Raw genomic sequence first — 12,659 nt, forward strand, 5'->3', positions numbered from 1 at the left:
CAGAGGGGCAAAGGCCGAATAAAGAGGCGCAGCGGAAACGATCCGCCACGCCCACATTCGACCTCAGGCCCGGAAAACCCCGCCGGGCTTTTTTCCTGCGCCGTCGGCGGGTTTGCGGGAGAAATAGTTGGCGCCCTGGCTTCAGTTCGCCAGATATTTCTGCAGGAAGCCGCGAATGCTGGCGATCGATTGTTCCGCCGCAGCCGCGTTATATTCCTCCACATGCCCGAACACCGTCTTCGGCTTGATCATGGCCTCATCATCGAAATCGTGACGCGCGCCGGGATAGATATGCAGCTCGACCGGTGGCCCCTTGCCGCTGAGCCGCGACACCCGCTGCCGGCAGCGCTCCGCCGGGCTCCAGTCATCAAGATCGCCGTTCAGGATCAGCGTCGGCACCGTCGCGTCGCTCTCATGCGGTGCACAGACCGGATAATAGGCAACCGCCGCCCTGAATTTCTCGTCCATCAGCTGCTCATTGCCCTCGATCTTCGTCGCCTCCAGCGTCGCAATCCCACCCGCCGAAAAGCCCATCAGCGCGACGCGCCTGGCATCGACGAAGCCGCTCTTCGTCAGGAAGTCCAGCGCCCCATAGGCATCGAACACCCGATCGGGAAGATAGGTCTTGCAGCTATTCTCGATGTTGCGGGTGGTGAAACTGTCGACCACGAGCGTGACATAACCCCAGGAGACCAGCCGCTCCGGCCAGACCTCTTTCACATGGGCATGGATGCCGCCGCATCCGTGCATCAACACCACGGCCGGAAACGGCCCGTCGCCCGGCGGACGGGTGAGATATCCGATGAGCGGGGTCGCCTGCGGTGATGGCAGCGCTACGCCCTGTTCTTTCGCCTTGCGTTCAAGAAACGGACTTGGCTTGACCGTGGCGCTGTCAAAGTGAACCAGCTCGTCTGCATAGGCCTGCGGCATGAAGCTCAGGGAGACGACGAAGCAGAAGAAGAATCGCGCGATTTTCACTGAACGACCTCTTGCCGGATGGATGGCACGACGTTGACACTTTCACCACGCAATTTGGGTGAAGCGACGGTCAAGGCAATGCGGCGGAGAGGCGCACCGTCCGGCGACCGCTGCTGGTGCAGAGCGGTGTCACGGTGGGTGACAGTGATTGCGGTTCAGTTCCACGCCTTCGCTGCTCGGATCGTGGCGACTGCCGGGTTTGGCGTGGATGACAGCCCGATCACCGAGAAAATCACAGAGGTCGAGCGAGATCCCGCATGGCGTCGGCCGTCAGCGTTTCCATCCGCGCCCTGAGCGCCTTCTCGTCCACATCCTTGCCGGCGGCGCGGATATCCGCAACCATCTTGGCGATCAAGCCTTCATCATCGGCTCCGGTCACCCTGAGAGCGATGATCTCGCCGATATAGGCCTCGCTGTCTGCGCCCGTCATGCCGCAGACCCAGCGGGCGAGTAGTCGGTCGCGGCGCGATCGCACCCTGAATGCCATGTCGGAATCCAGGAAATACATCTGCTCCAGCGCCTTCTCGCGATCTTCGAATACGGTCATGAGGAAAGTTCCCCTGTCGCATTCGTGGTCTCCAGCAGATGGTGGAGAAATGCAGGCTCGATCCTCACGATCCGGCGCAAGCGGCTGCCTTCCGCAATCGAGGGCAGATGAATGAAGGTTCCGACGCGCCGGTAGGCGATGCGCGAAAGCCCCTCGATCGGCTCCTCATCCTGCACGATCTTGTAGTCGCCGGCCGGATGGATCTCACCAACGAGATCGGGCAGCGTGAAGGAGGCGGAGAAATGGACGATGGTGTTGGTCGTGCGTGTTGTCGATTCGTAGGCTGACATGGTGACAGGCTCCAGGTGAAGGCGGTTGACCGCAGCCGGGTGAAAGCCTCATCGGGCTACGGCATCGGTCTGGCAATCGGAATTCGGAAGCGTGGCTGCCTTCAAGTCTCTGACACCGGCGAGAGCCATATGGCCAAACGACGACCGGATATCATTGCGCTCCAATTGAGTCGCGATTAGGACGAAAAGATAAAACAATAGTTTTATTGGGTTTTCATATTCACATCACAAGAATTTTTTTAATATAATTGAACGATTACAACAGAAATATCGAACAAAATAATAAACAAAGCGAAGATTTTTTATTGTGTTATTATTTAAGTACGCGAAATCGCGTGCTTTTTTAAAGATTGGAATTCGTGATGCAAAATATAACATGGCTTCGCCCCGGCCTGTGGGGCGCCGTGTGCGGCGCGGCCGCATTGGCGATCGTGGGCTTCAGCTGGGGAGGCTGGGTGACCAGCGGCAGCGCCCAGAAAGCCGCCGGCATCGAGCGCACCTCGGCGATCGCCGCCGCGCTGACACCCTACTGTCTCGACCGCGCCAAGAGCGATCCGGCCTCGGCGCAGATCATGGCCGAGCTGAACGCGGCCGGCACCTATGGACGCAGTGACATCATCAAGAAGGCCGGCTGGGCTACGCCGCTCGGCACCACCGAACCGAACGCGGACCTTGCGCAGGCCTGCCAGATCGCTCTTGGAAAGCCGAGCTGAGCGTTTCGCCCCCCGCAAAAACGAGGCCGGCGAGAAATCCCCGGCCGCTTGCCCCACCGACCGCTCACTCAAGCCAACCGCTCGCCCATCCTTCCCGGAGGATGATCATGCGCAGACAGAAATTCGCCTGCGCCATGACCGCCAATTCCCGGCCGGCAGCGGCAGACCGCTGAAACTATGGGGAGACCCCGCCTTCGACAGCGATACGGCACTCCATCCGGCGCCGGCGCGATGAAGGGTGGCGGCTTCAAGACACGAACAGGAGGCATGCAACATGCCTGGAAACACACCCGACAACCCCGCCTCTCATAGGGATGGAAGGCATCACAACGCCAATGCGAAGCGCCCGGCAAGGAGCCCCTCGGCCGTGGAACTGATCGCCCAGGCCACCGCTGCCCGCGCCACCCTGAACGGCCACCAGCCCGGACCGTCAGACAAGGCTCCGGCCGGCAATGATCTTCCGACAATCAAAGAACTCGAGGAAGCGCGCGGCGACCACAAAAAGAAGATCGCCACCGAGAGAGAAGCCGACGGGAGAGCACGCGAAGCCTACAAGAAAGCCCGCGCGGCTGATGGGAAAGACCAAAAATCCAAAGAAGAAACCGAGACGCGAGCAATCCGCGCCCGGTGGAAGCCCGCGGCATGAACGGCAGGCTCAGCGCTGCAGCCGGATCGCCGCCTGGATCAGATCCTGATGGAAGCGATGGTTGCGCAGATCCTCGGTCATCGTGACCAGCCTTTCCCGCGCCAGCCCCGCCGGCTCTCCCCGCGTCAGCATCCCGTCGATCAGGATCTCCTGCGCCGAAATCATCTGCCGGTCGGCAACCACTTGCCGGCGCGCAACGTCCAGGTCCTTCAGGGAATAGGTCATGGACAATCATATCACATGCCGGACATGCTGTACGGAAATCCGTTGGGCTCAGGCGCCTGCCATCCGAGTGGCTACAACATCGGCCCGAAAATCGGAATCATGCGCGCGAGCAAGGCCGGATGATCTCCTGCGGCGATGGTTGCCCTATTCCGCAGCCTCTCCGCGCTGCGGCTCCACCGCATCCACCTCTTCCAGCGGCGCCAGAACCTCCACCTCATACGAGTAGCCCTCGAGCATCGTATAGGTGTGCTCGATCGTCTGGATCTGCTTTTCCGTCTTGCGGATGGCGTCGGCGATGGCTTCGCTGCGGGCGCGCAGCATGGAGCCGAGCACGTCGGTTTCCGGGCGCCGGCCGAGGCGGTCTATGTGTTTGCGCACGCGGGCGCGGTGGCGTTCGAGCTCCAGGATGTGGAATCGGCTCTTGACGATATCGTCCGACAGTTTGCGGCGCATGGCGGCGACCGGGTCGAAGCTGCCGGGTTCGCGCTCGTCGAGGATCACCTCGTTGACGAGCGATTCCAGCATCAACACGCCTTCGAGATCCTTGGGGTCGGCCAGTTGCGGATCGTAGCCGGTATCGTCATAGACGCGCCGGCGCACGGGATCCTGCAGGAGTTCGTAGGCGATCTGCAGCCTGTTGAAATGATCGGTGTCGCCGCCGGCATCCGGATGTGCGCCCTTGGCGGCCTTGCGCCAGGCAAGCCTGATCGCCTCGCCATTGGCGTCACGCTCCAGTCCAAGCATGGCATAAGGATCGATCACGCCGGCACTTCCTTCATTCACTGCTTCGTCCCTCCGAGACCTACCGGCTGGCTCGCGCCGCATCAAGCCCCGAAACACCCTGCCATAATTGCGGCCGCTCGGGACGAAATTGTGGAACGGGGCGGATTTTCCCACAGGCAAGGGGTTAACGGGGTGCGATTTCTGCTGCGCTGGTTGGCTAAACCCAGGCAAAAGAACAAACGGGCAGCCCTTCCGGGCCACCCGTCGTCTCGACCCGTTCTCGATCAGTTGCCTGGCTTGTTCTTGATCGCCGCGTCTATCTGCCTCTTCACAGCATCCAGGTTGAAGGAGGCCGGATCCTGCATTGGCGGGTAGTCAACCGCCGTAAGAGCGAGTTTGGCGACTTGCTCCTGAACGCTCACGAAGCGCCAGAACTCGCGAGCAAAGAAGTCATTCATGTAGCCTCCACCCAGATCATTGAGGCTTTGCTCGCCAATCGACGGTGTCCGCTCGAAGGGATCCTGACGGATATTGACCATCGTGGGCATATCCGTCGTTACCTTTGCGCCGGGCCAACCCTGCGGCTGCTGAAAGAACTGAAACTTGAAATTGTCGAGGCGTACAGCACCCAGAGCAGGGCCGCCGAAGTAGAAAAACTCATGACGTGCGGACGGCGAATTGCCTTCCAGCAGGTCCAGCTGGTTGTAGCCATCGAGGTGGTTCTTGTAGGTCACGTCACCCAGCTTCACCCCCTTGAGCAACTGGTCGGTGATATTGGGATTGCCAGCCGCAGCCACCAGCGTGGGGAACCAGTCCAGGGCGGAGAAAATACCGTTCTCGACGGTGCCCGGCTTGACCCTGCCCGGCCAGCGGATGATTGCGGGTGCGCGGAAGCCGCCCTCCATCACAGTACCCTTGGTGCCCTTGAACGGGGTCATGCCACCGTCAGGCCAGGTAAATACTTCTGCGCCATTGTCGGTCGTGAAGACGACGATGGTGTTGTCGGTCTCGTCGGCGTCCTCCACGCATTTCAGGATGGCACCGACGCTATCGTCCAATTGCGCCATGCCGGCTTCTTCGAGACCATAATTGGTCTGGCTGTTCATCAAAGCCTGGTACTTGGGAGACAGGAACGTCCAGACGTGCATGCGCGTCGTGTTGTGCCAGACGAAGAACGGCTTGCCCTCGGTCTTGGCCTTGTCCATGAAGTCGCAGGAAGCCTTGACCAGCACTTCGTCGAACGTTCCCATGTCGTACTTGGCCTTGGGCGTTATGTCATGCATGTTCGGCACGTTGGACATATCAGGGTATGGCGCCAGCGGGCCTTCGTCGATGATCCGCTGCTTGCCGATCTTGCCCCAGCGCGGCTGCTGGGTCGCGTCGTCCGTATCCGTAGCAAAGCTGTGCACCAGATTGCGCGGCCCGACCTTGTCACGGTACGACTGGTCATCCGGGAACGAATACCAGTAGGGATCCGACATCGCATCGAGGTGGTACAAGTAGCCGAAGAACTCATCAAAGCCATGCAGAGTTGGCAGGAACTTGTTCAAATCGCCGAGGTGGTTCTTGCCGAACTGGCCCGTGGCGTAGCCCTCGGTCTTGAGGACGGCGGCGATGGTTGCGGCCTTGTCCGGCATGCCCACATCTGCGCCCGCCTGACCCACAGTCGTCAGGCCAGTGCGCAATGGGATTTCACCGGTGATGAAACTCGCCCGGCCAGCCGTGCAACTCGCCTCGGCATAATAATCGGTGAACATCATGCCATCGGACGCCAGCTTATCGAGGTTCGGCGTCTTCCCGGACATGATGCCCCGGTGATAGGCACCGATGTTGAACCAACCAACATCGTCGCCCATGATGACAAGGATGTTGGGTTTCGACTGCTGCTGTGCGACTGCCGGTGCGCCGAGCGCGGTTGCGCATGCGGAAGCCAGCAGACCAAAGCAAAGGTTTCTCATGGCACTCATGGCATATCCTCCGTTGAGTTTGCTCGTTGCTCGGCCCCATTGGCACGGCCTCTCAGAGTAAAAGGATGCCATCCTCTCGGCCGAAGACGATCTGATGTCGTGACAGTTCGCGGCATGATGTTGTGGGAAGTCGGGTTGTTGGCCAGATGAATGCCGCGCTGATCATTCGCCATAGAGTGGCGACAGGCGTACCCGCTATCGAAGCGTCGATGGCCAGTAATGAAATGCTTGCCCTGGCGTCTGCCTAGGTGTCAGCCGCCGCCTTGGCGGATAATCGCACATCTTTGCCTTCACCACCAGATTGAAGACTCTCGTCGCCACACTCCGATGGTCGGGACCCGCCACGTCATGGCCGTTTTGCGCGCAAAATGACCGCTGGAACCGCTGTGAAGCGGCGTGCGGCATTTGCCACATCATACTGCCTTTCTCCACCCTTCTCTCCGCAGGCTGATAAAAGGGATTCCAAGGGAACCGGGAGTCCGTCAGCCGGAAGATGCAGGCCGCCGCCTTCAGGTTGTAAATCTCGCCTCGTCCCGTAATGGCACAACCTTGCAAGGCTCTGCTAATCTTTCGCCAACCATTTGAATCATCACCCATTCTCGCAACCGCGAAAGACATGCCACAATATTGCCGCTTGCTTTTTGCCCGAAATGCTGGCACGAACTGCAACACTCGGGCATTTCGCATGCCGGTGACTGGACTGAAGTGGTAATGCCCTTTCGGAGCGCCAACTCCGGTAGGGCGGTATGGGTGACACCCATGCGCGTAGATGTTCTTTCCCCGTACGTGACGTCTCGACTGACCCTTCGCGCCGGGCTCCAGGGCCGAAACGCGAAAGCTAAAGCCGTCCGCCTCCCCACCGCCGGGGGTGCGGATAAACTAACTACCAATGGGAAAAGGACTATCCCCCATGGCCACTAAGGGCACCGTAAAATTCTTCAACCAGGACAAGGGTTTTGGTTTCATCACGCCGGAAGGCGGCGCGAAGGACGTTTTCGTCCACATCTCCGCTCTCCAGGCTTCTGGCATCCAGTCGCTCCGCGAAGGTCAGCAGGTTTCTTTCGACACCGAGCCGGATCGCATGGGCAAGGGCCCGAAGGCTGTTAACATCCAGGCCTTCTGATCTGATTCAGGTCTTTCTGCGTCAAGCAGGCGACGGCGCTCCGTAAGGGGCGCCGTTTTTGTTTCGGGATGGTGCGGAAGATGCGGATCCGGTCTGTATCCCCGAAGGAAGTCCCCTCCCCAACCCCTCCCCACAGGTGGGAGGGGCTTAACGAGCTGCGCCCGCCTTCCAAATCTTCTACGTATCTACAGGAGTGAGGCGGCACCTCGGGGTTAGTCCCTCCCCCTTGTGGGGAGGGGTTGGGGAGGGGTTTTCACCGTACCGTCAACCCTCGCCCCATGCCCCCGCGAAAATTCCCGCGCCGCCATCAGCACCGGCATCAGCGCCCTGCCCGCCTCCGTCAGCTGATATTCCACACGCGGCGGCTGCTCGCCGAAATCCCGCCGTTCGACAAGCCCGTCCTGTTCCAGTTCCCGCAGATGCTGGGTCAGCATCTTCTGCGAAATGCCCGGCATGTCCCGTTTCAATTGCAGGGTGCGCATCGAAGGCTCGGCAAAGAGCCGGAACAGGATCGGCAGCTTCCTGCGCCCGCTGATCATTTTGAGCACCCGCGTCACATGCGCGACGGAGCCGTCAGGCCCGAGGCAGACGGAGCGTTCTTCCTGTCCTACAGGCACTTTTAAGTGCGTAATTGTGTCAAGCATCGTCCTGTTCTTCTGTGCTTTCCTCCACTCCAAGATAGGAACACCGCGATGGATTTGAAACTCGACGGCAAGACGGCGCTCGTCACCGGCAGCAGCAAGGGCATAGGCGAAGCGATCGCCAGAGGGCTCGCCCGCGAGAAGGCCACGGTCATCGTCCACGGCCGCAACAGGGCCGAAACGGAGTGCGTGGCCCATGAGATCATTGCCGAAGGCGGCCGCGCCCATGCGGTGACCGGCGACCTCACCATCGATGACGAGGTGGAGCGCCTGATCGACGAGGCACAGGCGCTTGCCGGCCGAATCGACATCCTCGTCAACAATGCCGGCGGCTCGGGCGAGCCGGAGGACTGGGCAAACAGCCGCCCCGCCTCCTGGGCCGCAGCCTACGACCGCAATGTCCTGGCCGCAGTCCGGGTAACCACAAGGCTGCTGCCTGACATGCGCGAGGCAGGCTTTGGCCGCGTCATCAATATTTCCAGCCTCGCCGGCCTGATGCCGCCTGCCGGCAGGCCTGATTACTCCGCCTGCAAGGCCGCCATGAACGCCATGACCTCTTCCATGGCCAAGGCGGTGGCGGCCGAAGGCGTGACCGTCAATACGATTTCGCCGGGCACGATCCGCAGCGCCCGCCTGGACGCCCGCTTCCGCGAGGTGGCGGGTGAGCGCGGCGTGGCTGCGGATGCCGCATGGGAGACGATCGAACAGGCGGTGCTGCCGCTCTTCGCCGAGGTGCCGCTTGGCCGGGTGGGAACGCTGGACGAAATCGCCGACGCCGTCTCCTTCCTCGTCAGCCCGCGTGCCGGTTATATTACGGGCGTGAATCTCAGGGTCGATGGCGGGATGCTGCCGGCGATTTAGCGTGGATGCGGCAGAAGACCGGAATTCGGTAGCAGCGCCACCAGTCGAAGGGAGTTGGTGGCCGCTTCGCGCCCGCCAATTGCGGTCATCAGGAAGGCTCTATTGTCGCTCCGCCTCAATGACCGATACCAATCGAAAGGTTTCGCACCACAGCAACAAGTCGGGCCTAAAGATGCCTGCTCGTTCAAAATATTCTCGGTGCGAAGTACGCCATTGATGAAGACTAGCATCGCCTTCTCCCTCCTTGGCAGCAAACTCCTGGCCAATTTCATCGAATGCCATCTGCTCAATCAGGACGGTTTCCAACACCGCTCTCGGGCGGCCTGCGCCATCACAAGCCACAGATCGCCGACCGACTTCAGTCTGTTGGCCCTCTTCAATCGGCCAGCATGTGGCAGTCTTCAGGCCGCATAGAACTAAATTAAGCAACTGATCAGCAAGCTTTGGCTCATCACCGAAGGAGAAGCGGTCCAACTTTTCCCAAGACCCTTCTGTATATGGTTCGTCAGCAATCATATCGCGGCTCCAGCCCGTTCCATGTTCAATGCCCGAACCTATATCTTGAGCTTGCGAAGACCGCATGTCTGCTGTTGGCGCCAAAAGCGGTCACCCCGGCGCCCTGACATCGAGCGAGACCGGTCGGGGCTTCCCGCCACCCGGGCCTCAGCGACCTTCGTCCGCAGGGTCACGCGCCTGTTGGAAACAGTCGATCAGCATGTCGGTCAGCACACGCACCTTCCGCGCGGGATACTGACCCGGAGGGCGAATGACATAAACGCCTGCCGGAGGTGGCGGATGGCGTGTCATGACCGGAACAAGCGCGCCGGAGGCGACATGATCATCGATGACCCCATCGGGAATCCAGGCGATGCCTAGCCCTTTCAAAGCCGCCGCAAGCAGAGCCATGGCGATGTCGGCCTTGAAGCGTCCCCGCGGGTAAACCGTGACAATCTCCTCGCCATCCATGAATTGCCAGGCTTCCGTTCCCTGCATCAGGGCCTCGTGGTTGGCGAGATCCTCCGGCTTTTCGGGAGACCCATGCGTCCTGATATAATCGGGGCTTGCGACCAGCTTCCCATAGATCGGCCCGACGCGCCTTGCGATCAGGTTGGAATCCTGCAGATAGCCGACACGGATTGCGCAATCGAAGCCCTCGGCGATGAGATCGACGAAACGATCGCTGTAGACGGTTTGGAGCTGGAGCTGCGGGTGGCGTTGGGCCATGTCCGCGAGCACGGGCGCGAAGTGGGTCGGGCCGAAGGACAGCGGAACGGCCACTCTCAGGCGGCCACGAAGATCGCCGGTGGGCAGGATCGTTTCCCTGGCGATGTCGATCTCGGCACAGACCCTCGCCGCATGATCCCGAAACGTTATCCCAGCCTCCGTCAGGGCCGCGCCTCGGGTCGTACGTGCCAGAAGCTGGACGCCGAGGTCCGCTTCGAGCCGGGCGAGCCGCCGGCTGACGATCGACTTGGTGACGCCGAGCCGGCGCGCAGCGGGCGAAACACCCCCGGCATCCGCGACCTCGACGAATGTCCTGAGCTCTTCGATGTCCATTTTAGCGTTCCCCGTTGCGCGACACAGCATGGCAGAAGCGAGCACTACCGTATCGCAAAGGGGAATGACAATGTCCGGCGCGGAGGCGGCGCGGCTGTCAGCGCAAGTCTTTCGACGAACCAAACTCAAACAGACGGCAGCAGAGGATCCCTTCATGACCTTTCGTAATGGCCTTGCTTCGCTTCTTCGTCCCGAAGATTCGGTACTCGTGCTGATCGACCACCAGCCTTACCAGCTTGCGAACCTGAACAGTCACGAACCTCAGATGGTCGTCAACAATGCGACGGCTCTGGCGAAGGCCGCCAAGGCTTTCGGCGTCCCCACCATCCTGACCAGCGTGGTCGCTGCGCGTGGCGGTCTCATCTTCCCGCAGATTACCGATGTGTTTCCCGACCAGGAGGTGATCGACCGAACGTTCATCAACACCTGGGAGGACCAGAAGGTTGTGGATGCGGTCAAGGCGACGGGCCGCAAGCAGCTGATCATCGCTGGTCTATGGACCGAGATCTGCGTCGCGATGCCGGTAATACAGGCTCTCGGCGAAGGCTGGGATGTAACTGTCATCACCGATGCATCGGGCGCCGTTTCGGTCGAAGCCCACGCGGTCGCCATCCAGCGCATGATCGCGGCCGGCGCGAACATGATGACCTGGCTGGCGCTGGCCGCCGAATGGCAGCGCGACTGGGCCCGTCTCGAAACTGCGGGCAAGATGACGGACGTGCTCGCGCAGCACGCGGCCGGCAGCGGCATCGCCTATCTGTGGGAACAGCAGCTGCTCAACACGCCGGTGCCAGGCACCGCGGGCTGATCTGGGCGGGGATGACGAGCGCTTATCTAGGCTCGTCATCCCCATCATTTGGATGCGAGGGTTCGGTATTTCGTTTGGGCCGGAAGGCGTCATTTGTAGATTGACCACCTTCGCATTCATTCCCCACCCAGATAGGTCCCGATATACTCCCCCCGCTTCCAGAGCTCGGCGCGCAGCCGGGCCTCGACACCCCCGGATGTCACCGGGCTAAGACACAGCATGCAGTCGGCAATCACCTCCCCCGGCTGCAGGATCGCCTCGATGGCGGCTGCCTCCTGCGCGATATCAGTGTAATCAGACATCGCCAGCAGTTGCCGCTCCGCCACCCTTGCGGCCTCATGCAGCTTGCACCTGAGCGCAATAAGCACCGCATCGCCATCGTCGGCCAGTGTTTGCTCCATCGTGCCGCCACCCGCCTCGATCCGCGCAAGCAACAGCTCGATACTGCGGCCCGGATCTTCACCGGCCGTTAGCCGAGTCCGCCATGCCTCAACCGCCTGCCTGCACCGCGCACGTTCCCGGCCGATCGCCGAAGCAATTGCCCTTCCCTGACAGAAGCCGCCCGAAAGCTGCACGGCCCGCACCAGCACCATCAGGTCTTCCGGAATATCTTTCAAGAATGCCACCCATTGGGCGCAAGTATGGCTGGCGTTTCTGCCGGCCGGGAGCATATCACCGAACGGTGAGAGACGCCGTCAGACACCGCCGACAATGCTGCGATCCGCCGTGATGGCGCACCGTGCCCGAATGCCTTGATGATGGTGATGTCGCTCCTTTCGAGCGGGCAGGCATGCATGCAAAACTCTCCTGTTGGATATCGCTGCCGTCATAGGGTTGTACCCGCCAATGCCGGCAACAATCAAGGAAATTATTCCTATATTCGATCACGATCCATATCAGGCGAGACTTTTCGGGAACCCAGAACGCGCGAAAGCAAACAAAGATAGGTTTATGTTCCGCACCGGCAGGCGGCGCTCAGGCCGCCTCGCTGTGGCGCTCGACGAGCTCGGCCCATTCCATTGCCGCGTGGCGGCCGAGCACCGTCTTGTCGTTCCCGATGACGGCGGCGATGCGCCGGAAGAGTTCGTCGGCAAAGGGCGCGGGCCTGCCGGATTCGGCATTGCCGGCCGGGCGCAGTACCGTGCCCTCGGCAAGATGGATCATCTCGACGCCGAAGCCCTCATGATCTCCCGAGAGCTCTGCCGATCCATATAGCAGCAGGCCGTTATCGTTCCGGCCGAGGATGGGGATGACGAGTTCGTCGAAATCGAACCGCAGGCTGAAGGTGTTCATCGGCCGATGACCTCCTGCTGGAGGCGCTCCGCACGGATGAGCTGGGCCTCATAGCGGCCCGCGAGCAAGATCACGAAGCCGGCGGCAAGGAGCAAGCAGGCAAGCGGCTGGAGCACGTCGACGGTATCGAGGCGGCGAACGCCCGGCGTCAGCGCAGGCGCGCGTAAAGGCGCCTCGCCTCTTGCTTCAAAATAGTCAGATATCATGCGGCAGCTCCTGCATCGGCTTTGATTTCAGCGATGCGGGAGGATGCGATGCCAATGGTTGAGTGATGGAACGGGGTCGGC

General features: G+C 61.0%; 17 protein-coding genes. 5 read left to right on the top strand and 12 right to left on the bottom strand.

What is annotated here, in order from left to right; genetic code table 11:
* Positions 1–141: 141 nt before the first annotated feature.
* From AB8B33_RS10565 to AB8B33_RS10575, 3 genes are all read right to left on the bottom strand, one after another.
* Positions 142–978, bottom strand: coding sequence for a dienelactone hydrolase family protein (locus AB8B33_RS10565; protein WP_439015324.1), 837 nt, complete (start codon positions 976–978; stop codon positions 142–144).
* A gap of 232 nt (positions 979–1,210) precedes the next feature.
* The gene (locus AB8B33_RS10570) at positions 1,211–1,525 is read right to left on the bottom strand and encodes an ATPase inhibitor subunit zeta (protein ID WP_439015325.1); all 315 of its coding nucleotides are present in this window, start codon (positions 1,523–1,525) and stop codon (positions 1,211–1,213) included.
* Positions 1,522–1,815, bottom strand: coding sequence for a hypothetical protein (locus AB8B33_RS10575; protein ID WP_439015326.1), 294 nt, complete (start codon positions 1,813–1,815; stop codon positions 1,522–1,524). Before AB8B33_RS10575 ends, AB8B33_RS10570 begins: the two co-directional genes overlap by 4 nt.
* A 362-nt stretch (positions 1,816–2,177) precedes the next feature.
* On the opposite strand from AB8B33_RS10575, the gene AB8B33_RS10580 reads away from it, so the two are divergent.
* Together AB8B33_RS10580 and AB8B33_RS10585 are read left to right on the top strand one after the other, a co-directional pair.
* Complete coding sequence (locus AB8B33_RS10580) at positions 2,178–2,528, top strand: hypothetical protein (RefSeq protein ID WP_007818485.1); 351 nt, start codon at positions 2,178–2,180, stop codon at positions 2,526–2,528.
* 367 nt (positions 2,529–2,895) lie between these two features.
* The gene (locus tag AB8B33_RS10585; RefSeq protein ID WP_439015327.1) at positions 2,896–3,174 is read left to right on the top strand and encodes a hypothetical protein; all 279 of its coding nucleotides are present in this window, start codon (positions 2,896–2,898) and stop codon (positions 3,172–3,174) included.
* Positions 3,175–3,183: 9 nt separating this feature from the next.
* Here AB8B33_RS10585 and AB8B33_RS10590 read toward each other — a convergent pair whose 3' ends face one another.
* From AB8B33_RS10590 to AB8B33_RS10600, 3 genes are all read right to left on the bottom strand, one after another.
* A complete protein-coding gene (locus AB8B33_RS10590; RefSeq protein WP_113325484.1) occupies positions 3,184–3,399 on the bottom strand; it encodes a hypothetical protein in 216 nt (71 codons plus the stop codon).
* Positions 3,400–3,543: 144 nt separating this feature from the next.
* Positions 3,544–4,143: a J domain-containing protein gene (locus AB8B33_RS10595; protein ID WP_244430578.1), complete on the bottom strand. Its 600-nt coding sequence runs from the start codon at positions 4,141–4,143 to the stop codon at positions 3,544–3,546.
* Positions 4,144–4,406: 263 nt separating this feature from the next.
* Positions 4,407–6,089 (bottom strand): arylsulfatase, encoded by a 1,683-nt coding sequence (locus AB8B33_RS10600; protein ID WP_439015328.1) that lies wholly within the window; start codon positions 6,087–6,089, stop codon positions 4,407–4,409.
* Between the two features lie 910 nt (positions 6,090–6,999).
* On the opposite strand from AB8B33_RS10600, the gene AB8B33_RS10605 reads away from it, so the two are divergent.
* The gene (locus AB8B33_RS10605) at positions 7,000–7,212 is read left to right on the top strand and encodes a cold-shock protein (RefSeq protein ID WP_007818490.1); all 213 of its coding nucleotides are present in this window, start codon (positions 7,000–7,002) and stop codon (positions 7,210–7,212) included.
* 212 nt (positions 7,213–7,424) lie between these two features.
* Here AB8B33_RS10605 and AB8B33_RS10610 read toward each other — a convergent pair whose 3' ends face one another.
* Positions 7,425–7,856 (bottom strand): winged helix-turn-helix transcriptional regulator, encoded by a 432-nt coding sequence (locus tag AB8B33_RS10610; RefSeq protein WP_439015329.1) that lies wholly within the window; start codon positions 7,854–7,856, stop codon positions 7,425–7,427.
* A gap of 48 nt (positions 7,857–7,904) precedes the next feature.
* On the opposite strand from AB8B33_RS10610, the gene AB8B33_RS10615 reads away from it, so the two are divergent.
* Positions 7,905–8,714 carry an SDR family NAD(P)-dependent oxidoreductase gene (locus tag AB8B33_RS10615; protein ID WP_439015330.1) on the top strand — a complete coding sequence of 270 codons (810 nt, stop codon included), beginning with the start codon at positions 7,905–7,907 and terminating at the stop codon, positions 8,712–8,714.
* 99 nt (positions 8,715–8,813) lie between these two features.
* Here the strand turns inward: AB8B33_RS10615 and AB8B33_RS10620 are convergent, their stop codons facing one another.
* Together AB8B33_RS10620 and AB8B33_RS10625 are read right to left on the bottom strand one after the other, a co-directional pair.
* Positions 8,814–9,230 (bottom strand): ASCH domain-containing protein, encoded by a 417-nt coding sequence (locus AB8B33_RS10620; RefSeq protein ID WP_439015331.1) that lies wholly within the window; start codon positions 9,228–9,230, stop codon positions 8,814–8,816.
* 147 nt (positions 9,231–9,377) lie between these two features.
* Positions 9,378–10,271: a LysR family transcriptional regulator gene (locus tag AB8B33_RS10625; protein ID WP_439015332.1), complete on the bottom strand. Its 894-nt coding sequence runs from the start codon at positions 10,269–10,271 to the stop codon at positions 9,378–9,380.
* 154 nt (positions 10,272–10,425) lie between these two features.
* Between AB8B33_RS10625 and AB8B33_RS10630 the strand changes: the two genes are divergently transcribed.
* Positions 10,426–11,079 carry a hydrolase gene (locus AB8B33_RS10630; protein WP_439015333.1) on the top strand — a complete coding sequence of 218 codons (654 nt, stop codon included), beginning with the start codon at positions 10,426–10,428 and terminating at the stop codon, positions 11,077–11,079.
* Positions 11,080–11,195: 116 nt separating this feature from the next.
* Here the strand turns inward: AB8B33_RS10630 and AB8B33_RS10635 are convergent, their stop codons facing one another.
* From AB8B33_RS10635 to AB8B33_RS10645, 3 genes are all read right to left on the bottom strand, one after another.
* Entirely contained in the window at positions 11,196–11,696 is a 501-nt protein-coding gene (locus AB8B33_RS10635; RefSeq protein WP_439015334.1) for a hypothetical protein, read from the bottom strand.
* A 358-nt stretch (positions 11,697–12,054) separates the two neighbouring features.
* Positions 12,055–12,372, bottom strand: coding sequence for a hypothetical protein (locus AB8B33_RS10640; protein ID WP_310388348.1), 318 nt, complete (start codon positions 12,370–12,372; stop codon positions 12,055–12,057).
* On the bottom strand, positions 12,369–12,578 hold the full coding sequence (locus AB8B33_RS10645) for a hypothetical protein (protein ID WP_439015335.1): 210 nt from the start codon (positions 12,576–12,578) through the stop codon (positions 12,369–12,371). The genes AB8B33_RS10640 and AB8B33_RS10645 overlap by 4 nt, the downstream gene beginning before the upstream one ends.
* Between the last annotated feature and the right edge of the window lie 81 nt (positions 12,579–12,659).

This window comes from Rhizobium sp. 768_B6_N1_8, from assembly GCF_051811225.1.
Classification (GTDB): Bacteria; Pseudomonadota; Alphaproteobacteria; order Rhizobiales; family Rhizobiaceae; genus Rhizobium.